This window comes from Demequina sp., from assembly GCF_047975725.1.
Taxonomy (GTDB): domain Bacteria; phylum Actinomycetota; class Actinomycetes; order Actinomycetales; family Demequinaceae; genus Demequina.
The window spans coordinates 137,502-157,081 of record NZ_JBKEED010000021.1 but is presented as its reverse complement, the minus strand read 5'-3'; the positions used below and the strand labels follow the sequence as shown (position 1 = coordinate 157,081).

22 protein-coding genes are annotated in these 19,580 nt (G+C 69.2%); 7 read left to right on the top strand and 15 right to left on the bottom strand.

The window, feature by feature from the left end:
- Nucleotides 1-12: 12 nt before the first annotated feature.
- Complete coding sequence (locus ACK5NO_RS08085; RefSeq protein ID WP_416812157.1) at nucleotides 13-696, top strand: class I SAM-dependent methyltransferase; 684 nt, start codon at nucleotides 13-15, stop codon at nucleotides 694-696.
- Between the two features lie 61 nt (nucleotides 697-757).
- Nucleotides 758-1,717, top strand: a complete 960-nt coding sequence (locus ACK5NO_RS08080) for a zinc-binding dehydrogenase (RefSeq protein ID WP_416812156.1) — start codon at nucleotides 758-760, stop codon at nucleotides 1,715-1,717.
- A 45-nt stretch (nucleotides 1,718-1,762) separates the two neighbouring features.
- Here ACK5NO_RS08080 and menD read toward each other — a convergent pair whose 3' ends face one another.
- From menD to ACK5NO_RS08050, 6 genes are all read right to left on the bottom strand, one after another.
- A complete protein-coding gene (menD, locus tag ACK5NO_RS08075) occupies nucleotides 1,763-3,451 on the bottom strand; it encodes a 2-succinyl-5-enolpyruvyl-6-hydroxy-3-cyclohexene-1-carboxylic-acid synthase (RefSeq protein ID WP_416812155.1) in 1,689 nt (562 codons plus the stop codon).
- Complete coding sequence (locus ACK5NO_RS08070; RefSeq protein ID WP_416812154.1) at nucleotides 3,448-4,338, bottom strand: o-succinylbenzoate synthase; 891 nt, start codon at nucleotides 4,336-4,338, stop codon at nucleotides 3,448-3,450. The genes menD and ACK5NO_RS08070 overlap by 4 nt, the downstream gene beginning before the upstream one ends.
- A 290-nt stretch (nucleotides 4,339-4,628) precedes the next feature.
- Nucleotides 4,629-5,249, bottom strand: a complete 621-nt coding sequence (locus ACK5NO_RS08065; protein WP_416812153.1) for a hypothetical protein — start codon at nucleotides 5,247-5,249, stop codon at nucleotides 4,629-4,631.
- Nucleotides 5,246-6,508 (bottom strand): hypothetical protein, encoded by a 1,263-nt coding sequence (locus tag ACK5NO_RS08060; protein WP_416812152.1) that lies wholly within the window; start codon nucleotides 6,506-6,508, stop codon nucleotides 5,246-5,248. Before ACK5NO_RS08060 ends, ACK5NO_RS08065 begins: the two co-directional genes overlap by 4 nt.
- A complete protein-coding gene (locus ACK5NO_RS08055) occupies nucleotides 6,505-7,152 on the bottom strand; it encodes an ABC transporter ATP-binding protein (RefSeq protein ID WP_416812151.1) in 648 nt (215 codons plus the stop codon). The genes ACK5NO_RS08060 and ACK5NO_RS08055 overlap by 4 nt, the downstream gene beginning before the upstream one ends.
- 110 nt (nucleotides 7,153-7,262) lie before the next feature.
- A complete protein-coding gene (locus tag ACK5NO_RS08050; RefSeq protein WP_416812150.1) occupies nucleotides 7,263-7,763 on the bottom strand; it encodes a hypothetical protein in 501 nt (166 codons plus the stop codon).
- A gap of 175 nt (nucleotides 7,764-7,938) precedes the next feature.
- Between ACK5NO_RS08050 and ACK5NO_RS08045 the strand changes: the two genes are divergently transcribed.
- Nucleotides 7,939-8,871: a 1,4-dihydroxy-2-naphthoyl-CoA synthase gene (locus ACK5NO_RS08045; protein WP_416812149.1), complete on the top strand. Its 933-nt coding sequence runs from the start codon at nucleotides 7,939-7,941 to the stop codon at nucleotides 8,869-8,871.
- 108 nt (nucleotides 8,872-8,979) lie between these two features.
- Here ACK5NO_RS08045 and ACK5NO_RS08040 read toward each other — a convergent pair whose 3' ends face one another.
- Nucleotides 8,980-10,068 carry a DUF3048 domain-containing protein gene (locus ACK5NO_RS08040; protein ID WP_416812148.1) on the bottom strand — a complete coding sequence of 363 codons (1,089 nt, stop codon included), beginning with the start codon at nucleotides 10,066-10,068 and terminating at the stop codon, nucleotides 8,980-8,982.
- Between the two features lie 36 nt (nucleotides 10,069-10,104).
- On the opposite strand from ACK5NO_RS08040, the gene ACK5NO_RS08035 reads away from it, so the two are divergent.
- From ACK5NO_RS08035 to ACK5NO_RS08025, 3 genes are read left to right on the top strand one after another with little or no spacing between them, the layout of a single operon-like run.
- Nucleotides 10,105-11,136 (top strand): AMP-binding enzyme, encoded by a 1,032-nt coding sequence (locus tag ACK5NO_RS08035; protein ID WP_416812147.1) that lies wholly within the window; start codon nucleotides 10,105-10,107, stop codon nucleotides 11,134-11,136.
- Entirely contained in the window at nucleotides 11,133-12,032 is a 900-nt protein-coding gene (locus tag ACK5NO_RS08030) for a 1,4-dihydroxy-2-naphthoate polyprenyltransferase (protein ID WP_416812146.1), read from the top strand. The genes ACK5NO_RS08035 and ACK5NO_RS08030 overlap by 4 nt, the downstream gene beginning before the upstream one ends.
- 52 nt (nucleotides 12,033-12,084) lie before the next feature.
- Nucleotides 12,085-12,507: a DUF2510 domain-containing protein gene (locus ACK5NO_RS08025; RefSeq protein WP_416812145.1), complete on the top strand. Its 423-nt coding sequence runs from the start codon at nucleotides 12,085-12,087 to the stop codon at nucleotides 12,505-12,507.
- Here the strand turns inward: ACK5NO_RS08025 and ACK5NO_RS08020 are convergent.
- Entirely contained in the window at nucleotides 12,504-12,788 is a 285-nt protein-coding gene (locus tag ACK5NO_RS08020; protein WP_416812144.1) for a hypothetical protein, read from the bottom strand. The two genes, ACK5NO_RS08025 and ACK5NO_RS08020, sit on opposite strands and share 4 nt — an antisense overlap.
- A 32-nt stretch (nucleotides 12,789-12,820) precedes the next feature.
- Between ACK5NO_RS08020 and ACK5NO_RS08015 the strand changes: the two genes are divergently transcribed.
- Nucleotides 12,821-13,120: a PLD nuclease N-terminal domain-containing protein gene (locus tag ACK5NO_RS08015; RefSeq protein ID WP_416812143.1), complete on the top strand. Its 300-nt coding sequence runs from the start codon at nucleotides 12,821-12,823 to the stop codon at nucleotides 13,118-13,120.
- 3 nt (nucleotides 13,121-13,123) lie between these two features.
- Here ACK5NO_RS08015 and ACK5NO_RS08010 read toward each other — a convergent pair whose 3' ends face one another.
- The 7 genes from ACK5NO_RS08010 to ACK5NO_RS07980 are packed head-to-tail and all read right to left on the bottom strand — an operon-like array spanning nucleotide 13,124 to nucleotide 19,561.
- A complete protein-coding gene (locus tag ACK5NO_RS08010; RefSeq protein WP_416812142.1) occupies nucleotides 13,124-13,840 on the bottom strand; it encodes a sugar isomerase domain-containing protein in 717 nt (238 codons plus the stop codon).
- Between the two features lie 35 nt (nucleotides 13,841-13,875).
- Entirely contained in the window at nucleotides 13,876-15,012 is a 1,137-nt protein-coding gene (locus tag ACK5NO_RS08005; protein ID WP_416812141.1) for a glycosyltransferase family 4 protein, read from the bottom strand.
- The gene (gene ccsB / locus ACK5NO_RS08000) at nucleotides 15,009-15,971 is read right to left on the bottom strand and encodes a c-type cytochrome biogenesis protein CcsB (RefSeq protein WP_416812140.1); all 963 of its coding nucleotides are present in this window, start codon (nucleotides 15,969-15,971) and stop codon (nucleotides 15,009-15,011) included. Before ccsB ends, ACK5NO_RS08005 begins: the two co-directional genes overlap by 4 nt.
- Nucleotides 15,968-17,620, bottom strand: coding sequence for a cytochrome c biogenesis protein ResB (resB, locus tag ACK5NO_RS07995; RefSeq protein WP_416812139.1), 1,653 nt, complete (start codon nucleotides 17,618-17,620; stop codon nucleotides 15,968-15,970). The genes ccsB and resB overlap by 4 nt, the downstream gene beginning before the upstream one ends.
- On the bottom strand, nucleotides 17,590-18,372 hold the full coding sequence (locus ACK5NO_RS07990; protein ID WP_416812138.1) for a cytochrome c biogenesis CcdA family protein: 783 nt from the start codon (nucleotides 18,370-18,372) through the stop codon (nucleotides 17,590-17,592). Before ACK5NO_RS07990 ends, resB begins: the two co-directional genes overlap by 31 nt.
- Nucleotides 18,372-18,944, bottom strand: coding sequence for a redoxin domain-containing protein (locus ACK5NO_RS07985; protein ID WP_416812137.1), 573 nt, complete (start codon nucleotides 18,942-18,944; stop codon nucleotides 18,372-18,374). The genes ACK5NO_RS07990 and ACK5NO_RS07985 overlap by 1 nt, the downstream gene beginning before the upstream one ends.
- Nucleotides 18,941-19,561, bottom strand: coding sequence for a histidine phosphatase family protein (locus tag ACK5NO_RS07980; protein WP_416812136.1), 621 nt, complete (start codon nucleotides 19,559-19,561; stop codon nucleotides 18,941-18,943). Before ACK5NO_RS07980 ends, ACK5NO_RS07985 begins: the two co-directional genes overlap by 4 nt.
- Between the last annotated feature and the right edge of the window lie 19 nt (nucleotides 19,562-19,580).

The window sequence follows — 19,580 nt, the reverse complement described above, 5'->3', positions numbered from 1 at the left end:
CGGGAGGCGATCATGATGCACGCACACACTCACGATCACGACACGGCCCACGGGCACGCGCACAGCTCCGCCGAGCCGATGCGCGACTTCAGCCGCTCCTCGTGGGAGGAGCGCTATCAGTCTCGCCCTGCGGTGTGGTCGGGCCAGCCGAATCAGCCGCTGGTGGACGAGATCGAACACATCACCGAGCCGGGCACCGCTCTTGAGGTGGGCTGTGGGGAGGGGGCCGATGCGGTGTGGCTCGCCGGGCAAGGGTGGCTGGTCACCGCGGTGGATCTGTCTCGCACGGCGCTCGCACGCGCGACGGCCCACGCCGACGAGGCGGGCGTGGCCCAGCACATCACCTTCACCGACACCGACCTCACCGCACTGCTCACCGCAGGCGAGACGTGGAACCTCGTGACGTCGCTGTACACCCACCCTGAGCAGGGTGGGCGCTGGTTGGTCGAGACTCTTGCCCCCGCTGTCGCCCCCGGCGGCATGTTGCTCGTCGTGGGCCATCACCCCACCGATCCTCACGCGGCGGACCACCCGGACCTGCGCGACGCAGCCTTCGACGCCGCGGACGTTGCCGATGCACTTTCGCGTGACGAGTGGGAGGTCTCCGCGACCGTCCGCGAGCGCACGACCCGCACGGCCGATGGGCACGAGCGCCTGTGGCGCGATGCCGTGCTCGCGGCCAGGCGCCACAGCTGAGAGGTACGTGGGGCCCAAAGGTCCCATGCGCATCGGCCATGCCGCCGCTACCGTCCGGAACATGAGCGAGACCACCTGGGCCTACCGCCTGAGCGCCCCCTACCGATTCGAGCGTGTGGAGATTCCCGTGCCCTCGACCGTCGCCGAGGGTGAACTGGTCGTGGACCTCACGGCCGGGGCAGTGTGTGGCTCCGACCTGCCGTTCGCGAAGGGTGCGCTCATTCCTGCCGGCGGTCCCGGCCAGCCGGGCCGGCCCATGCACGAGGTCGTGGGCGTGGTGCGCGCCAGCGCCCACCCCGACTTTGTCGCGGGCGACCGGGTCGTGGGCTGGGCGTCCAACTGGGACGCGCTGTGCGGAGTGTTCGTCACCCACGGCGACCAGGTGTCGAAGGTGCGCATGGACACCTCGGACGCGCTCGCGACCGTCGCGCAGTCCGTCGCCTGCCTGTTCACGGTATTCGACCGCTTGGGACCGCTCGACGGCCGCTCGGTGGGCATCATCGGCGTGGGGCCGTTTGGGCTCATGACCGCGATCCTCGCCAAGCACCTGGGTGCGGGCCGGATCGTGGGCGTGGACCCCCTGGACCGTGTCGCGGACGCCGAGGGGCTGCCGTTCGACGACCTGATCGCCAAGAACTCGCGCATCTGGGCACAGGACATCGCCGACGAGGACCGGCCTGACATCGTCATCGAGATGGTCGGCCACCAGGCCTCCACCGTGGCCGATGCGATGAACGCCGTGGCCAAGCACGGCACCGTGGTGGCCTTCGGGGTTCCGGACGACGATTGGTACGCACTACCTATGCGTAGCTTCTTCCGCCGCAACGGCACGCTCGTCACCGGTGTGACGTGCCATCACCGCGCGATGCTCGAGAAGGCTCAGGATTACCTGATCGACAACCCGTGGTTTGCCGAGCGGATCGTCACTGATGTGGTCCCGATCGACCAGGTTGAGGCGGCCTTCGCGGCGGCCTGCCAGCCCAAGCCTGGCCAGCGCAAGGTCGTGCTCTCTGTCCCGTAGGCTCTCCCCACCCCACCCCCGATGAGCCAAATGGATCCATTTGGCTCATGAGCGGAGTTTGGCCTCGACCACCTCAAGCGCTGTGACGGGGGCCGCGAGCGCCTTGGCGAGCGCATCGGCGTTGGTGACGCGGGTGTGGCGCACGCCGTAGCCGGCGCACAGCGCACCGAGGTCCGCTCCGTGGGGCGTCGTGAAGACGCGCTCGACGTTGCGGGCGTCGCCCCCCGCATGCTCGAGTGAGGCGAAGATGGTTCCGCCGCCGTCGTTGACCACGACGATCCGCAAGCGCGGTCGCGCCTCACGGGGCCCAATCAGCAGCCCGCCCACGTCGTGCAAGAAGGTCACGTCGCCCATGACTGCGAGCACGGGGCGCGCACACGCGAGCGCGACTCCCACCGCCGTCGACACGGTGCCGTCGATCCCCGCAAGACCGCGGTTGGCGATGAGCACCGGCTCCGCACCGGGCTGCCACGCGGGTGCCACCGCGTCGAGGGCACGAATGGGTCCGGACGAACCGATCACCGCCACCGCGCCCGGCGTCAACGACGCGACCAGTGCCCGCGCCACCGCCCGCGGACCCCATGACTCGCCATCTGGCTCCACCAGCGCGGCGGCCTGGTGCCACCGCGCGAGCCACGCGGAGTCCCCCAGGTCCAATTGTCCGTCCGATCGATTGACCCAACTGCCAGGCACGTCGCGCACAATCCGATCCGCGTGGCGGGGCGCCTCGCGCCAGCGTGCGCCATGGCCGGCCACGAAGAGCGCCGGCGCCCGGGCGATCAACTGCTGCACGGGCCTGCTCAGCGTGGGCCGCCCAATCACGACCACCTGATGGATCTGGTCGGCGAGCGCGCGGCCTTCATCGATGCGCAGCAGGTCAAGATAGCCGGGCACGCAGGCCGGCCCCGAACGTGCCCCCGACGTGGGCTCCGCAAGCAGCGGCCAGCCGTGGGCCTCGGCCACCTCACGCGCCACATCCGTCGCACCGTCGCCCGCGATCACGATGCCGCGCTCGACGGCCGGCAGAGGCGCCTGAGCGGGAGTCGCCGCTCCGATCAGCCCAGGCGTCACCGCAGCCATCCCCGCCGAGGGAGTCAGCTCGAGATGCGGCGGGTCGAGCCACAGCCCCCCGTCGGCGCCCAGCGGATCGCGGAACTCCAAGTCCAGATGCACCGGACCAGGGGTCCCCGTCATGTCGTCGCGCGCGGGATCACCCAGCGAGATCGCGACCGCGCGGTACGCCAGGGCCGCCGCCCGCCCGGGCGCCTCGCCCTCGGAAGGAGCAGCCGCATCGGCGCTCCACCGCACAAAGGTGCCGAAGATACCCACCTGGTCCGTGGTCTGGTTGGCGCCTACGCCTCGCAGTTCGCCGGGCCGGTCAGCGGTGAGCAGCAGCAGCGGCACGCCCGCGTGGTGCGCCTCCATCACCGCGGGGAGCAGGTTGCCCACGGCCGTGCCGGACGTGGTGATCACGGCGACCGGCCGAGGTGCTCCCGTGACCGCACGACCCCGTGCGAGCCCCAGCGCGAGGAAGGCTGCGGCGCGTTCGTCGATGCGCACGTGCAGGTTCACTCGCGGCGCGCCTAGCGGCGGGCTGTCGCCACCCGCGTCCGCGAGCGCGTGGGCGAGCGGGCCCGACCGCGAGCCCGGGCACAGCACAAAGTCCTCGACTCCCCTGGCCACCAGCGCCACGATCATCTCGCGCGCAAACACCGCGGACGGGTGGGCGGTCACGCCATCACCTCCAGCACAGCAGGGCCGATGCGCCCCTCAGCGGGCACCAGCGTGTGGGCGACCGTATCGGTCGCCAGCAGCGCGCCGGTGCCCAGTCCGCACGCGAGCGGCTCGACGGGCAGGCCACACGCGAGCGCGACTCCCGCCGCGAGCCCGACCGACGACTCGAGCGCGCTCGAGACCACGATGGGGCGCGGGTACACCTGGTCGGCGATCTCAAGGCAGCGGCGCACGCCCCCGAGCGGCTGGGTCTTGAGGATGATGATGTCGGCGGCCTCTGCCTCGAGCACAGCGCGGGGGTCGCCGGGGATGCGAATGGCCTCGTCCGCGGCGATCGGGGTGTCGATCCGGTGGCGCAGCTGCGCGAGCTCGTCGACGGTTTCGCACGGCTGCTCGACGTACTGCAGGCCGGTCAAGCCGCCGCTGCGGGCGGCGCGCTCCAAGGCGTCGATCGCGCGCACCGCCTGGTCCACGTCCCAGCCGCCATTGACGTCGATCCGTAGCGTGCCTTGTGGGCCCAGAGCGTCGGCCACGGCCTCGACGCGCGCGATGTCGTCTGCAAGCTCGGCCCCGCCTGCGACCTTGACCTTGGCGGTGGTCGCACCCCCCGCCGTCGCATAGGCGCGCGCCCGCTCTGGCCCCACTTGAGGGACGATGCTGTTGACGGCCACGCTGTCGCGCACCGGCTGGGGCCACTGCCCTCGGGCGGCCTCCATGGCGGCGGCCCACCAGCGGCTCGCGCGCGGGGCGTCGTAATCCGCGAAGGGGCTGTACTCACCCCAGTGCTCGACACCGTGCTCGTCGGTGGTGCGCATCAGCACACCGGTGCGTCGCGTGAGGCCCCTAAAGACGGTGCGGAGCTCGACGGTGAAGGGCCTGAACTCCATGGTCACAGCCTAGTTCGGGTGGGATGGCGCTGTGGGCCAGCCGGCGCATCGGCTCCGCCCCGCTCCGCCCGGCAACGCCCCGCTCCGCTCCGCCCGACTGGTTGAACCAACTCGGGCCGCGAAACCCCGCAGGGGCCTACCGCATCGGCCCTCCCACCCGCGTGTCGGAGACCACAGTGGTTCACACTGTCGGGGAAAAAAGGCGAGCGCAACGGCCCCGGGAGCACCCGAACGCGCCCCCAACTCACCATCACGCTCCGGGTGCCACCGCTTCCACGAGGGCGTGGCCGTCACGCAGTGGTCAGCCCACGCCGCCGCGCCACGTACCACGCACCCGCCAAAGCAACCGCGAAGCCCACGACGTACAGTTGCCAGGTCACGTGATCGTTCTCGCGCACCATGGCCCACCATGCGGGAGTCTGCTCCGAGCCTCCGAGTTGTAGGCTCGCAACGAGGTACGCGAGCGGCACAGTCCAGGACAACGCGGGGCCCCACGCTAAAGCCGATGCGGTCGCGAGCGCGAAGAACAGCCCCGCGTTGCGAATCATGGCAACGACGTTGACGGGATCCGTCAACATCACGACATTCTGCGGACGCAACGAAGCTCCAACGAGCCCGGAAGCGGCGACGACGCAAGCAAGACCCATGACGAGCGCCAACGCCCACGCGGCTCGCGCGACCGCCAGACGCAGCCGCTCCGCCACAGGGACATGGGGGCCGACGAGCCCGATCGACGCCCCGAAGCCAGCGAGCGCCGCTGCCAGGAGAGGCGAAGGAATGGGCAGGATCGATACAGTGATGCGCTCCACAGCGCCGCCGTGATCGAGAATCGCCCACGCCATTGACACCCCGACGATCAGGCTTGCCGCACCGATGCGGTGCACCCGAGTCCACACCAGCAAAGCCCTCAACGGACTCCATCCAGATCGCACCGCGAGTGAGCGTCAATGATCGCGGACACATCGGCAGGCTCAAGTACCTCATCCACATCAAAGAAACGCTGCTGCAACTCGGCTTCATCGACACCCGCGATGGAAGCCCACGTGTAGGCCAGTGCCTCAAGTTCAATCCAGAAGGCATCAGGCGGAGGAACGCTGCCTGACAGGGCGTTGCACCACGTCGGCGTCAGGATGTCCAGAATGACGTCGACATCGTGCACTTGGTCGCTGTCAACTCCGAGCGGGCCGAAAGACCGAATGGTCGTACCGTTGGCAAGGTCCACGCGCCGACTGCGCTCGACCGCGCTGTCCGGCACCAAGTCGTCATACCCAGATTCCTTCGCGGCACGGGCGAGTCGCGACAGACTCGCCTCCGTGGCGTCGACGAACTCCCGATGCTCGGGGAAGTAGCAGACAACCACAGTCGAGTATCGACACTCGTCAGCGCGTGCATCGCTGGCGATGAGCGGTGGGCCCGGAACGAATGCTGGCGACGCGATGCCCACCGCGGCGACCACGGCGATCGCACCAACTGAACGCACTGAAGGAGCGACGAGCCCTGACCTCACCTGCGGTCGCTGGATGACGAGTAGCGCCGTAGCGCCACCCACGAGCGCGATTTGCCACCAGAGGTGGACAGGGTTCCATACGACGCCGACCTGGGTGACGGAGGCCCCTGTATCGCCCAGGAAGGTGAACCCCGGGGACCCGGAACGAACGTTGGTGAGAAGCCCGCCCGCCAGGAGCATCGCCGCACCCGCCACGGCTCCGGCGAGGAGGACGGGGACGTGGCGGCCGATCCACGAGCCCAAAGCAGTGGCGAACATGATCGTCACCGCTTGCGCACTGAGCGCCAGAAGAAGCGGTTGCCACCCCTCCCGGGGTTGCAGGACCCCGCCCGCGACAAGCGCTCCCATCACCACGATGACATGCGCCGCCATGGCCGGTCCCGCTGTCCACGCCGCGCGCCACAAATAGTCTCGCGAGCCGACCTCAGGTGGGAGGGCCAGATGTCGGTTGCCTGCAGCAGTGGCGCGCGCCGCATCGGTGGCAGCGCCTGCCGCGACAAGCGGCCACAGGATCCACAGGCCGAGCGCCATCCATCTCACGGTCCATACGTCTTCGCCAAGGTACTCAGCGCCTCGAGAGGCAGCAACGGCACCATCGAGCCCGAGTACTACGAGCGAAATCCACGGGCCGGTCAGTGTCGAGAGCGCGTACCGGAACCTCATGACTGCGCGCCCTGCATCAGCGCAGAGAACGAGCGCTCAAGGGGGCTCGCTCCCGGTGCACTCGGGCGATCGAGAGCCTCAAGCTCGGGAACTGTACCGTCGAATACCACCGCGCCGTCCGACAAGACCACGACTCGATCCGCCAGTCCGCGGACATCCTCGACGAGGTGCGTCGAGACGAGGACCGAGGCTCGAACCGCCATCCTCGCGAGCACATCCCTCAGCGACGCCCGCTGCAACGGATCCAGCCCGGCCGTTGGCTCATCGAGAAGTACCACATCGGGCCGATGGACGATCGCCTGAGCAATGCCGAGTCGTCGTTGCATGCCCCCTGAAAGGGTCCGCACGCGGTCGCGCGATCGCTCGGCCAACCCGACCTCCTCAAGCGCGACTCTCACGGCAACAGGTCGTGCGGCGCGAGGAACGCCATGGACCCAAGCCGCGTGCTCGACGTAGTCCGCACACCTCGCGTGCATAGGCAACGCCAATTGTTGCGGCAGTTGGCCAACGCGCGTTCCACGTCGGCGAACCACAACTCCTTCCGGCGGTCGCTGCATCCCGCCGAGGATTCCTAGCAACGTCGATTTCCCGGCCCCGTTTGGGCCCACCAGGCAGGTGACACCAGCGGTGAGCGCCAGATCCATCGGACCCAGGGTGAAGCCCGATCGGTAACGGACTGCTACACGGTGGAGGCCGAGTGGGGAGGCATCGTCGATGCCTCCCCACTCGGTCGACTCATAGGTCTTTGTCACCGCTAGTACTTGTTACCGTCGGTGTACGCCCAGCCGCCGTGCTGGTCGGTTCGCCACGGAATGTCAAGCGACACACGTACTGCGGCCCGCGCGTAGTCGGCTGCGGCGGTGAGGCCCGTCGTCGCCTTCTTGTTCACGTAGGCGCTGCTGTTCGTGTGGGACGTGGTGGTGGAGGCGTAGTAGTAATACGCCTGTGTGCAGTCGAGAAGGTCGCCGCTCACGCAAGCACCAGCATTCACCCAGGTCTCAAGGCCCATGTAGACCTTGTGGTTGTCGGAATCGTTGAGCCTCTGGTAGCCCGAGAGTCGGGATCTCGTCCCATCACTTCCGGTGGAGACCTTCCAGTCCCCGTAGCCGTATCCGGTGCTACCGTAGCCGACCACCGTGAGCGGCTTGGATTTACTGTTGATGTACTCGGTGGCCTGTGCAATGCCGGCTCCGAAACCGGCCAGTCCGATCGCCATTGCAGCGACCGCCACTCCTCGGAGAAGCGTGTTCTTCACGCCCCCCCTTTCTCGTGTCGAGTGCGGCCATCTCGCACGGATGAACCGGGCACCCTCGCCCGTGTCGCGAACCTAGCGTGTCAAGAACAACGCCGTCAAGAATAGGAAGGCCGATGTGGCGCGAGCCTGACACGGGGTTTCCCGCGCGCCGCCGCGTCGGCCTACCCTGGCACCCATGAGCGAGATCCCCGCCCCGGTGTCCGACACGTTCGACCCTCAGCAGTGGCGTGCCATCGACGGCTTCCCCGACGGCGACATCACGTACCACCGTTGGGTCACCCGCGATGGCGACGGCGAACGCGACTTGCCCGCCGTGCGGATCGCCTTCAACCGCCCAGAGGTGCGCAACGCCTTCCGGCCCCAAACCGTCGACGAGTTGTACCGCGCCCTCGACCACGCCCGCATGACCGCTGACGTCGCGGCCGTGATCCTCACCGGCAACGGCCCGGCACCCAAGGACGGCGTGTGGGCGTTCTGCTCGGGCGGCGACCAGCGCATCCGCGGGCGCGACGGCTACCTCTACGAGGGCACCGCGTCCGATGCACCTGCCCACGGTGGTCGCCTGCACATCCTCGAGGTGCAGCGTCTGATGCGCACCATGCCCAAGGTGACCATCGCCGCGGTCAACGGCTGGGCAGCGGGTGGCGGGCACAGCCTCCATGTGGTCGCCGACCTGTCGATCGCCTCGCTCGAGCATGCACGTTTCAAGCAGACCGATGCGAATGTGGGCTCGTTCGACGCGGGCTATGGCTCGGCGCTGCTGGCCCGCCAGGTGGGCGACAAGCGTGCGCGCGAGATCTTCTTCCTGGCGCGCGAATACTCGGCGGCCGATGCGGAGCGCTGGGGCGCCGTCAACGAGGCCGTTCCGCATGAGCGGCTCGAGGAGACCGCCCTGGACTACGCGCGCACTATCGCGACCAAGTCGCCGCAGGCGATCCGCATGCTCAAGTACGCGTTCAACCTCGCTGACGACGGGCTGGCCGGCCAGCAGGTGTTCGCCGGCGAGGCCACCCGGATGGCCTACATGACCGACGAGGCCCAGGAGGGTCGCGACGCGTTCCTGGAGCGCCGCGACCCGGACTGGACTAAGTACCCGTACGCCTTCTAAGGCGCCGATGCGGGGGGTCAGCGGACCTGAGTGCCTGCCAAGATGCACCGCACCCCCGAAAACCGACCACCACGTCCTGCTGCCGCGCTCAGGCGGGGAGGGGTGGGTTTACGAGATCTCGACCGAGCCCTTGCCCGCGCCGCCGGACTCGGGGACCAACTCAACCCAGGTCTTGCCGGGCATGAAGGTCACGGGCTCACCGTCGGTCGTGGTGAACACGAACGGGTCGAACTGTCCGGCCTTGGACCAGTTGATCGGGATGTAGCGGTTGCCGGAGACCGCCCAGCCAGTGCCCGAATCGCGCACCACGATGGTCTCGGGCACCGAGCCGCCGCCAGCGCCGCGGCCCGTCTCCTGGAGCTTGGTCCACAGAATCACAATGTTGGTGGTCGACAGCTGAGTGCCGTCGTCAGTCACATGCGGCGAACCGCCCTCGTAGCGCATCCACTCGCTCGCGTCGGAGTCCCAGCGCCATTCCGGCTGCATCTGGGGCGAGATGTTCATGTCGACCGTCGTGGCGGTCTCGCCGTCGGCGACGATGGTCGAGTCCTGTGCGGGGTACGCGTACTCCCACTGCTGATCGGGAGCGTCGGCGTCGGTCTGGGCAAAGAAGTCGGCGGTGCGTCCGTGCAGGTTGTGCGGCGCGGCCTTGTCGGACGTGCGGTAGAAGCCGTAGTCGCCGGTGTCCTGCGCGATCACTTCCTGGCCCGTCGACGTGGTGCCGGAGATGAAGCGGCTCTGCGCGCCGGAGAAGATCAGCGGACCGCCGAACGAGCCCATGATGTTCTTGTCCATGGGACGCATCGAGCGGATGGGCCCCACGGTCTCAGGAACGTCCGAATGGAAGATCGCCACGAAGCGCGAGATCCCGTACTCGACCTGCTCTTCGAACACCACGTCCGCGTGCTGCAAGTTGGACTGCGGCCGTGCGGCAGACGAGTTCTCGATCTTGATCGACAGCGCGGGGCGCGCCAGGTCCGCCTCGTTCGCGCCGGTCGCGTCTTCACCGGTCAGCGGCCACACCACCTCGGGCCGCGGGTCCTCCGGCGCTGCGGGAGCGCTGGTGCGCTCGGCCGACGGGGCGATCGACAGCGTGGTGGCGGGGTCGGACTCGACAGCGGTGCTCGCACAGGCGCTGAGCGCAAGGGCGGCGGCGACGGCGAGTGCTGACCAAGGCGCAAGGCGCTGGGTTCTCATGCCGGTCATTGTAGGCCGCGCTCTACGCTGGTGGTCATGCACTTTGCCCGACTTGTCGACGGCGGCGCCACAGCAGTGGAGGCCGCTCTCAGCGGCCGCGCCGCCGGCATCGCCGCACCGACGTCTGGCTCCACGGGCACACCGAGGGAGGTGCTGCTCGACACGGACGCTATGACTGCCTCCGCCGACGCCACGCTGGCCCGCCTTGGCGGCCCTGGTCACTGGCTGCTCGCCATGCCCACGCAGCGCATCGCGGGCGCGATGGTCCTCGCGAGGGCTCGGCGGGCCGATGCGTCCGTCACCCCTATCGGCAACGGCACCTTCACGCCTGGCTCCTTCGCCGAGGCGGTCGCCCGCATGCCTGCGGGGCGCCGCTACGTCTCGCTCGTGCCCACGCAGGTGCGCCGCCTGCTCGCCGATTCGCAGGGGTCCGATGCGCTTGCCACCTTTGACTCCGTGCTCGTCGGCGGCGCCCCTCCCGGCATGACCTTGCCGGGCAACGCCGTCGAGACCTATGGCATGACGGAGACCTGTGGCGGCTGCGTGTACGACGGGGTGCCGCTTGAGGGCGTGAGCCTGTCCACCGCCAACGAAGCGGGGCGCATCATGGTCGCGGGCCCCACGCTCGCACGCGGCTATGCGGACGGGGACAACTCCGCCTTCGTGAGCGTCGACGGGACACGCTGGCTACGCACCAACGACCTGGGCCGCTGGGATGGTGCTCGGCTGGCGGTCCACGGGCGCGCGGACGACGTCATTATCTCCGGCGGCGTCAACATCCATCCCGCCGCCGTCGAGCGCGCCGTGCTCGCGCTGCCCGGCATCGCCGATGCGGTGGTCGTCGGGGTGCCCGACGCACAGTGGGGTGAGGCGGTCACCGCGCTCGTCGTCACGACCGCCAACGCCGATGACGCCCAAGCCGCCGTGCGCGGTGCTGACGGCCTCGAGCGTTACCAACGCCCGCGCATCGTCCATGTGGTGGATGCCGTTCCCCGCACCGAGGCTGGCAAAATCGATCGCAGCGCCGCGCGGGCGATCGCCGTCCACGCCGCACAGGAGGCCCCATGACACCCACGACCGCGTCCGACTGGGTCGCAGGCGCGCGTCCGCGCACCCTGTGGACCGCCATCACTCCGGTGGCGGTGGGATCCGCGAGCGCCGAGGCGCTCGACGCTTTCGACATCCGCGCGGCGTTGCTGGCCGCGCTGGTCGCAGTCGCGCTGCAGGTGGGCTCCAACTACGCCAACGACTATTCGGACGGCGTGCGTGGCACGGATGTGGACAGGATTGGCCCGGACCGGCTGGTGGCGACCGGCAAGGCGGCACCCTCTGCAGTGAAGACCGCGGCCGTGCTGAGTTTTGCGCTGGGCGCCCTTGCGGGGGTGTTCCTCGTGGTCATGACGAGCACCTACTGGCTGCTCGCGATCGGCGCGCTTGCGATCGCGGCGGCGTGGACCTACACGGGTTCGAGCCGGCCGTACGGGTATGACGGCTGGGGTGAGGTCTCGGTCTTCGTGTTCTTTGGGCTGTTCGCGACGCTCGGCACCATGTACGTGCAGGCGGCCACCATCACCTGGTGGGCCGTCGTGGCGGCCACCGGCGTGGGCCTGTACGCCGTCGCGATGCTCATGGTCAACAACATCCGCGACCTCGACACGGACCTCTTGGCAGGTAAGCGCACGCTCGCCGTGAAGCTCGGCTCCGCGCAGGTGCGCAAGCTGTTCGCCGCCGTCGTGACGCTGCCCGTGCTGTGCTCGCTCGTGGTGTCGTTTGCTTACCCGTGGGCGCTGCTGTCAACCGTGGTCGCGCTGCCGAGCCTGTACTTTGCCATCGCGGTGCGCCTTGACGGCGCCGTGCGCGAGAAGGCCGGGGTTGCGGCGGGCACGCTCAAGACCGTCTTCGCGGGCCTGTCCGCCACGGGATTGGTCTACGGGCTCCTGCTCGCCTTCGGCATCGCGATCTGACACCCGTGCTCGACACCTCGCCCCCGTGGGGATGCCTGGCTACGATGCCCGCATGAGCGCGACGCCCGGTGTCCCCGCCCCTGCCACCCCGCCTCCGGCCGGGTGGTACCCCCAGCCCGACGGCTCCCAGCGCTATTGGGATGGGCAGGCGTGGACGGACCACGTGGCGCCCGGCAGCGCTCCGGTGGCTCCTCCCGCCCGCCCGCGCTACGAGGGCATCAGGTGGTGCGGCGTCACGTGGGGTCGCAGCGGCCGGCCCACCCCACCGCGGATCGCGGGCGGGATCTTCGCGGTCGTCGCAGCGATCCACATCTTTGCCGCAACAGTGACCTTGTGGGCGACCACGACGTCGATCATCAGTTGGATGCTCGCGATCAACGCGGTGGTCTTCACGCTGGGGACCCTCGCGTGGTTTATCGAGGCCCATTTCGCCGCGCGGGTCGCTCGCGAGCAGGAGCCCCTCAACACTCGCTAGGAACGCGGGTGGTCCTCACGCTGCGGGTCGGTGGCGGACTCGACCTCTAGGTCCTCTTCGGCGTCCGCCTCACGCATCGAACGCTGCGAACGGTCCATCAGGCCAGCCATCTGCTCCTGCGCAGCTGCACGGAGTCCCGGCAGCGCCAGGTACGAGATGAGCCACGCGAGCAGCAGCGAGGCGAGGATCGAGATGATGTCGAACCAGCCCACCGCCGCGAGCGCCAGCATCACCGCCACAAAGATGCCGGTACGCGCGGCCCAGTAGGCGAAAACCTTCATGGCTCAAGCGTACGTGCGGCTAGAGTGGCTCCATGCCCAGAGCACTGCTGTTCGTGGCCTATCTCGCGGTGACGGTCTACTGCATTGCGGATGCCGTCCAGCACCCCCAAGAGCAGCCCTACGGATTGCCCCGCTGGGCGTGGGTGTTGATCATCCTGCTGTTCCCCTACCTGGGCGCAGGAGTGTGGCTGTTCCTCAAGTTCGGCGGCGCGGGCCAGGGCAACCGTCGTGAACAGCCCGGCCCGATCGCACCGGACGACGACCCCGAGTACCTCACGTGGTTGCGGGAGCAGGAGCGCAGGCGCCGCCAAGAGGGCGGCAACTACCCCTAGGCCCTAGGAGCCGTTGGCTGCGTCTCCCACCGCGAGAGCGCTCGAGACCCACAGGTCGGGCGCCCACCCGCGGATGGCGGCGAGCTCGATCGCCTGCGCCACGACCGCGTTGAGCAGCGCCGCTCCCACCACCGTCGACGTGGGCCCCAGGCGGGTGCCCGCCGCCTGCACCTCCACCGCGGCATCGCCGGGGACCCCGTGGTTGTCGAGCACGATGTCCGCGACCTCGTGCAGGCTCGGGTTGCCGGTCTTGCGGGCCAGCGGCGATGTCGCGTGTCCCACGGAGGTCACCGCAATCACCGTGAGCCCGCGCGAGCGCGCCTCTTGAGCAATCTCCACCGATACCGCGTTGCCACCCGAGTTGGAGGCCACGATCAGCACGTCCCCGGCCTCCACCCCGTGGTCGTCGAGCAGCGCCGCCGCAAGCCCCGACATGCGCTCCAGTTGGGTGGCCAGCGTCGACGAGCCGTGCAGCATGAGCCCCTCGAACAGCAGCGGGCGCACGCTCTTGAGACCCCCCGCCCGGTAGAACAACTCCTCGGCGAGCATGTGCGAGTGCCCCGAGCCAAAGGTGTGAACCGTGCGGCCGGCCACCAGCGCATCGGCAATGACGCCCGCCGCCCGGTCCATGGCTCCGGCCTCCGCCGTGGCGGCCTGCGCGAGCATGGCCTGGACAGTGTCGAGGTAGCGCGAACCGGCAGTGGCAGAGGCATCAGGCATGCGACTCAGCCTAGCGAGATCGCAGCCGTGACCCTTCAGGCTCCGTACAGCTCCATGATCTGCTCGCCCACGACCGTGACGTCGAACTGGCGCACCCGCTGCGTCTGGTGTTCATGCAGCTCGGCACGCAGGGCCGGGTCTCGGATAAGCCGGTCGAGTGAGGCGGTGAAGGCCGCGATGTCGATCGCGTCCACGCTGACCTCGGGGCGGTCGCCCAGCACGGCAAGGTAGCCGGGGTTCGCGCCGCCCAGCACCACGCCCGCGCCCGAGGCCATCGCCTCGATGAGCACGATGCCAAAGCTCTCGCCGCCGGTCGCGGGAAACACCGCGATGTCGGCCGCGGAAAGGTAGCCGGGCTTGTCTTCCTCGGATACGAAGCCATCGAACGTGACGATCTCGGCGAGCCCGGCCTGAGCAACCTGCTGTTCGAGCCGTTCGCGCAGGGGACCCTTGCCCGCGAGCCGCACGTCGAGACGCGCGCGCACCTCGGGTGCAAGCCCCGCGATCGCCTGCACGAGTTCGACGGCGCCCTTGCGCTCCACCAGTCGGCCAAGGACCACCAGTCGCAGCCGGTCGTCGGCGCGTGGCGCGGGGGTGGCCGCCGCGTAGGCCTCGAGGTCCACCGCGCCAGGGATGAAGGGTGCTTCAATCCCCAGCGCCTCACCCGCGAACTCACCCGCGGCAGGTGACAGCCCGCAGAAGGCGTCGAACTTGGCCAGGTTGCGCCGCTGCACGCGACCCAACACGCGGGTGCCGATCTCGCTCACGCGGCCGTTCGGCAGAATCAGGAAGGTGCCGACAATGCGAACCGTGCGGGCCTGCACGCGGCGGGCCTCGTCCACGATTCGCCCCGCGAACAGCGGCGAATGGGGCATCTGCACGTGGATCACGTCGTAGCGTTCGCGGTCGAGGAAGTCGCGCAGCGCGGCCCGCGAGGTGGGCAGCGGGATCCGAAGCGTGTTGCCGTTGAACGCGACGGCGGTGTTACGCGCGAGCGAGTGGACCGTCACGTCGGTGCGGGTCGCGTCAGAGCACACGTAGTGCACCTCGTGCCCCTGGCGCGTGAAGTGCGCACCGAGAGTGAGCACGTACTGCTGCACCCCGTCGGGCCGGTCGATGCTGTCATCCAGCACGAACGCAATCTTCATCGGGGCGCGGGAGGGCTCGCTCATGCGTAGGTGTGCATCCCCTGGAAGTACACGTTCACGACGGTGAAGTTCATGATGAGCGCCACGAAGCCGATCAGCGCGAGCACGGCGCTGCGCCGGCCGGCCCAACCCTGGGTGGTACGGGCGTGGAGGTAGGCCGCGTAGATCACCCAGATGACGAAGGACCACACCTCCTTGGGGTCCCAACCCCAGTAGCGGCCCCACGAGTGCTCGGCCCACACGGCGCCGGCCATCACGGTGAAGGTCCACAACACAAAGCCCACGGCGTGCAGGCGGAACGCGAGCGCCTCAAGCTTGGCGGGGCTCGGCGTGGCCTCAAGCCAGCGCAAGCGCTGGAGCCAGTCGGTGCCCCCGTCGCGGTAGTCGCGCATGAGTTGCAGCACGGTCGCGACGGCGCCCACGATCAGCACGCCCGTGGCGATGATCGCGATCGACACGTGCACCACGAGCCAGAAGCTCTGCAGGGCGGGACGCAGCCCAGTCGAGGCCTCGTACAGCACCGTCATGGCGATGCCGAGTGCGATGGTCGAGAAGCCGGTCACGCCCGGCACAAGGTAGGCAACGTCGCGCTTGCGCTGCACGAGCAGTAGCACCACGGTCGCCACAAACGTGCCGGTAATCGTGTACTCGTACATGGTCGACCACGGCGCGTGCCCGGCCTCGACGCCGCGGGCCACGACGCCCACGCCGTTGAGCACCGCACCCACGAGAGTCGTCGACGCCGCGATGCCCGCGGCGCGGGAACGCACGCGCACCTGGGGCTCTTGCCCGGCCGATGCGCGCGCAGGCTTGGCGTCGCCCGTCGCTTGGGTGCCGGCCGCCACGGCAGCACGCGCCTTGGCGCGGGCGGCCACCTTCGCATCGGCCACTTGGGCGACGTGAATCGACGAGGCAACCATGGCGATCGCGTACAGCGCGACCGCGCCCCACAGCGCAAGCCAGCTCAAATACTGGGCCGTCATGCGTCCTCCCTACGTGTGACCGTCCCCGTGGCGGCCTCAAGGGCGAGATCGCGCTGCTCGGTGGCATCCACCTCGTGCGCGCTGGCCCAGGCCGCCGCGGTGACCACTGTAGTCGCGCCGTCCGACTGAGGACTGCTCGTGGCGGTCAGCCACACGCGCCTGCGGGGCGCGAACAGGCTCATGGCCAGTCCGGTGAGGGCCGTGATGGCTGCGGCGAGTAGCCACGGCAGCGACGGGTCGCGGCGCAGGTCGAAGGCGGCGAAGCGGGGCAACTCCTCGAAGGTGATGGCGCCCAGCCCATCGGGCAGCTCGACAGTGTCGCCGATCTCGAGCATCATCACGAGCGGCAGGTCGTCGTCACCGCGCACGGGGCTCAACTGCGACTGGTCGAGCTCGTAGACGTTCTGCGGCACGCCCGCATCGAGACCAAGGTCGCCGGTGTAGGCCTGGAGTACCACCAGCGGATTGGTGGGCGCCGGATGTAGCGACACGGCCGTGTCGCCGTCGATGTACGCGGTCGGCAGCAGCGTGCCGGTGAAGCCCAGCTGCTCACCCTCGGTGACGTCGGGCACCTTGATGACGCCCGTCGAGGTGTACACGGAATCCTGGGGCAAGAAGGGCACCGCGCCTTGGAACGCGATCTGTCCCGCCGAGTCCGTGACCGTGAACACGGGCGCGTACCCGTTGCCTTGCAGGTAGATCTTGGCGCCGGCCACCTGTATGGGGCGGTTCACCTGTGCCTGGACCTCACGCGGCTCTTGGCCGGGCTCGGTGAGTGTCGCAAACGCGGTGAACTCGGTGGGCAGACCGCTCAGGTCAAACTGCGCGTCGAAGCTGTTGAGGGTCAGCGTCCACGGCTCCAACTGCTCCTCACTGAACAGGGGGCCCGATTCGTACGAGTCGTAGCCAGCGACGGCGTTGACGAACGTGTCGCCCTCAACGATCAGCGCCTGGCCGCGATACGTCAGCAGCGAGCCAGCCGCGACGGCCAGCAGGATCGCCACCAGCGAGACGTGGAACAGCAGGTTGCCTGCCTCGCGCACGTGCCCGCGGTGCGCGGACAACGCGAGCACGGGCTCGCCGCCATCGGCCGCTGGCCGCTCGTCGATGCGCACGCGGTAGCCCGTGAGCCAGCGCCACGCAGCCGGGCCGCTGCCGGCGAGCGTCGAGCGAGCGTCCTCGAGCGCATCGGCCGGGCTGCGATCGGTGCTCGCGGTGACGGGCTCGTAGCGGTCGAGCCGCGACGGCGCGGCCGGGACCTCTTCGCGCAGCTCGCGCCAGTACACCAGGCAACGCGGAACGATGCAGCCAATGAGCGAGGCGAACAGCAGCAGGTAGATCGCGGTGAACCACGCCGAGCCAAAGACGTCCAGGAAGCCAAGCCGGTCCAGCAACGGACCCCAGAACGGGTACTCGTCAATGAAGCCCTGGGTGTTGGAGGCGTCTTGAGGCCACTGCGGCAGCACCGAGCCGGGAACGGACGCGAGCGCGAGCAACAGCAGCAGGATCAGCGCCACGCGCATGGACGTGACCTGGCGCCACATCCACCGCAGCCAACCCTTGAGGCCCAGCCGCGGCACCTGCGCGTAGGCGTAGTTGTCGATCTTCATGCGGGCCATCACACGGCCACCCAGAACGAGTCGATCCACCCTTGGAGCTCGTTGGTCAGCGCGGTCCACAGGCCGGTCACCAGGAGCATGCCGAGCACCACGAGCATGACGCCGCCAGCGATCTGCAGCGTGCGGCGGTGGCGGCGCAGCCAGGCGAGTACGGGCTTGGAGCGCTCGAACCACAGCGCGAACCCGAGGAACGGTAGGCCCAGTCCCAGGCAATAGGCGACAGCGAGCACCACGCCGCGCCCCACGGTGCCTTCGTTAAGACCCAGCGTCAGCACGGCGGCCAGCGTGGGGCCCATGCAGGGGGCCCAGCCCAGCCCGAACGTGACACCGAGCAGCGGCGCACCGGCCAGGCCGGCCTTGGGGCTCAGGTGCAGCCTGCGCTCGTTCTGCAGGAACGGCATCGCACCCATGAACGCAAGTCCCAGCAGGATGATCAGCACGCCGAGCACCCTGGTGACGATGTCGAGTTGCTCGCGGTACTGCGCGCTCGCGGTGGTCAGCACGATGCTCATCGTGATGAACACGGCGGAAAATCCCAGGACGAACAGCAGCACGCCCAGCACCAGGCGCGGGCGCGTGGCCGTCTTGCCCGTGCCCGATGCGCCGGTACCGGCCATGCCGGACACGTAGCCCAGGTAGCCGGGCACCAGGGGCACCACGCACGGGGACACGAAGCTCACGAGCCCTGCCAGCAGCGCGACAGGGATCGCCGCAAGCATCGAGCCGGACAGCACCTGCGAGGCGAAGTCGGAGCCCAGCCCCGACGCGAGCGCGCCAGACATCAGTCGCTGGCCTTGCCTGCTGCGACATCCACCAACGCGGTGAGCGTCGACGGCTCCACACGCCCCACGACGCGAGCAGCCACCCGGCCCTCGGTGTCGAGAATCAGCGAGGTGGGCACCGCGTTGATCGACACCAGGCCCTGGAGCTGAGCGGTGGCCTTGCCATCCGCATCGTCGATGCTGGGGTAACCCACGTCGAAGGTGCGTTCAAAAGCCTGCGCGGTCGCCGCATCGTCCCTGCTGTTGACGCCCAGCAGCTGGACATCGTCGCGCGCGTCGAGGGCGACCAGGTCGGGGGCCTCCGCGCGGCACGGCGGGCACGAGGCGTACCAGGTATTGATCACGACGGCCTGGCCGCGGAAGTCCGCCACGTCCACGGGGTCGCCGCCAAAGTCGACTCCGGTGAGGTCCACCGGCTCGTCACGCTCGTCCGGCGCCCACTCCGTCACGGTCCCGTCGCCGCTGACATAGCCGGGAGACTGAGCCGCCTGGCCAGGGGCGCAGCCCGCGAGCCACAGCACCACCGCGATCAGCACCGCGGCCAGCACCACCAGCCGCGCGCTGCGTTTCATCGGGGAGCCTCGATATGCGCCGCGGGCTCGCGGTAGGACATCGACACGGGCTCGCCGTCCTTGAACTCGAAGCTCGTGAGCGAGGCCAGGCCGCATTCGCGCGAGCGCGGGTCGTGCAGGAACCTGCGGTTCTCGTAGGACCGCCGTGCCACCCAGATGGGCAGCTGGTGGCTCACCATCACGGTGTCCGAGTCAGGGTTGGCCTGGGCGGCGTCGCGAATCGCGGCCCACATGCGCTCGCGCTGCTCCGTGTAGGGCTCTCCCCACGACGGGCGGAACGGGTTGCGCAGCATCCACCAGTTGCGGGGGTGAATGAAGTCCTTCGCGCCCGACTGCAGCACTGTGCCCTCGTAGGCGTTCTCCGCCTCGATGATCCGCTCCTCGGTCACGATGTCCAGGCCATACGCCTGCGCGATCGGCGCGGCGGTCTGCTGCGCGCGCAGCAGCGGCGACGCGATCACCCGGCCCACCGGGACCTCCCTGGCGACCAGATCGTCGGCGACGGCCTGCGCCATGGCCTGACCCGCATCGGACAGGCGAAACTCCGGCAGGCGACCGTAGAGGACCTTGTTCGGGTTGTGAACATGGCCGTGGCGAAGCAAGTGGACCGAGGACATGGCGTCTATTGTCGCCCAG

Bases quoted from the DNA above. Each gene is read 5' to 3' on its own strand.
- ACK5NO_RS08085 (WP_416812157.1), top strand. From the start codon at position 13: ATGATGCACGCACACACTCACGATCACGACACGGCCCACGGGCACGCG.
- ACK5NO_RS08080 (WP_416812156.1), top strand. From the start codon at position 758: ATGAGCGAGACCACCTGGGCCTACCGCCTGAGCGCCCCCTACCGATTC.
- ACK5NO_RS08070 (WP_416812154.1), bottom strand. From the start codon at position 4,338: ATGGAGTTCAGGCCCTTCACCGTCGAGCTCCGCACCGTCTTTAGGGGC.
- ACK5NO_RS08060 (WP_416812152.1), bottom strand. From the start codon at position 6,508: ATGAGGTTCCGGTACGCGCTCTCGACACTGACCGGCCCGTGGATTTCG.
- ACK5NO_RS08055 (WP_416812151.1), bottom strand. From the start codon at position 7,152: ATGGATCTGGCGCTCACCGCTGGTGTCACCTGCCTGGTGGGCCCAAAC.
- ACK5NO_RS08045 (WP_416812149.1), top strand. From the start codon at position 7,939: ATGAGCGAGATCCCCGCCCCGGTGTCCGACACGTTCGACCCTCAGCAG.
- ACK5NO_RS08040 (WP_416812148.1), bottom strand. From the start codon at position 10,068: ATGAGAACCCAGCGCCTTGCGCCTTGGTCAGCACTCGCCGTCGCCGCC.
- ACK5NO_RS08035 (WP_416812147.1), top strand. From the start codon at position 10,105: ATGCACTTTGCCCGACTTGTCGACGGCGGCGCCACAGCAGTGGAGGCC.
- ACK5NO_RS08030 (WP_416812146.1), top strand. From the start codon at position 11,133: ATGACACCCACGACCGCGTCCGACTGGGTCGCAGGCGCGCGTCCGCGC.
- ACK5NO_RS08025 (WP_416812145.1), top strand. From the start codon at position 12,085: ATGAGCGCGACGCCCGGTGTCCCCGCCCCTGCCACCCCGCCTCCGGCC.
- ACK5NO_RS08020 (WP_416812144.1), bottom strand. From the start codon at position 12,788: ATGAAGGTTTTCGCCTACTGGGCCGCGCGTACCGGCATCTTTGTGGCG.
- ACK5NO_RS08015 (WP_416812143.1), top strand. From the start codon at position 12,821: ATGCCCAGAGCACTGCTGTTCGTGGCCTATCTCGCGGTGACGGTCTAC.
- ACK5NO_RS08010 (WP_416812142.1), bottom strand. From the start codon at position 13,840: ATGCCTGATGCCTCTGCCACTGCCGGTTCGCGCTACCTCGACACTGTC.
- ACK5NO_RS08005 (WP_416812141.1), bottom strand. From the start codon at position 15,012: ATGAGCGAGCCCTCCCGCGCCCCGATGAAGATTGCGTTCGTGCTGGAT.
- ccsB (WP_416812140.1), bottom strand. From the start codon at position 15,971: ATGACGGCCCAGTATTTGAGCTGGCTTGCGCTGTGGGGCGCGGTCGCG.
- ACK5NO_RS07990 (WP_416812138.1), bottom strand. From the start codon at position 18,372: ATGTCTGGCGCGCTCGCGTCGGGGCTGGGCTCCGACTTCGCCTCGCAG.
- ACK5NO_RS07985 (WP_416812137.1), bottom strand. From the start codon at position 18,944: ATGAAACGCAGCGCGCGGCTGGTGGTGCTGGCCGCGGTGCTGATCGCG.
- ACK5NO_RS07980 (WP_416812136.1), bottom strand. From the start codon at position 19,561: ATGTCCTCGGTCCACTTGCTTCGCCACGGCCATGTTCACAACCCGAAC.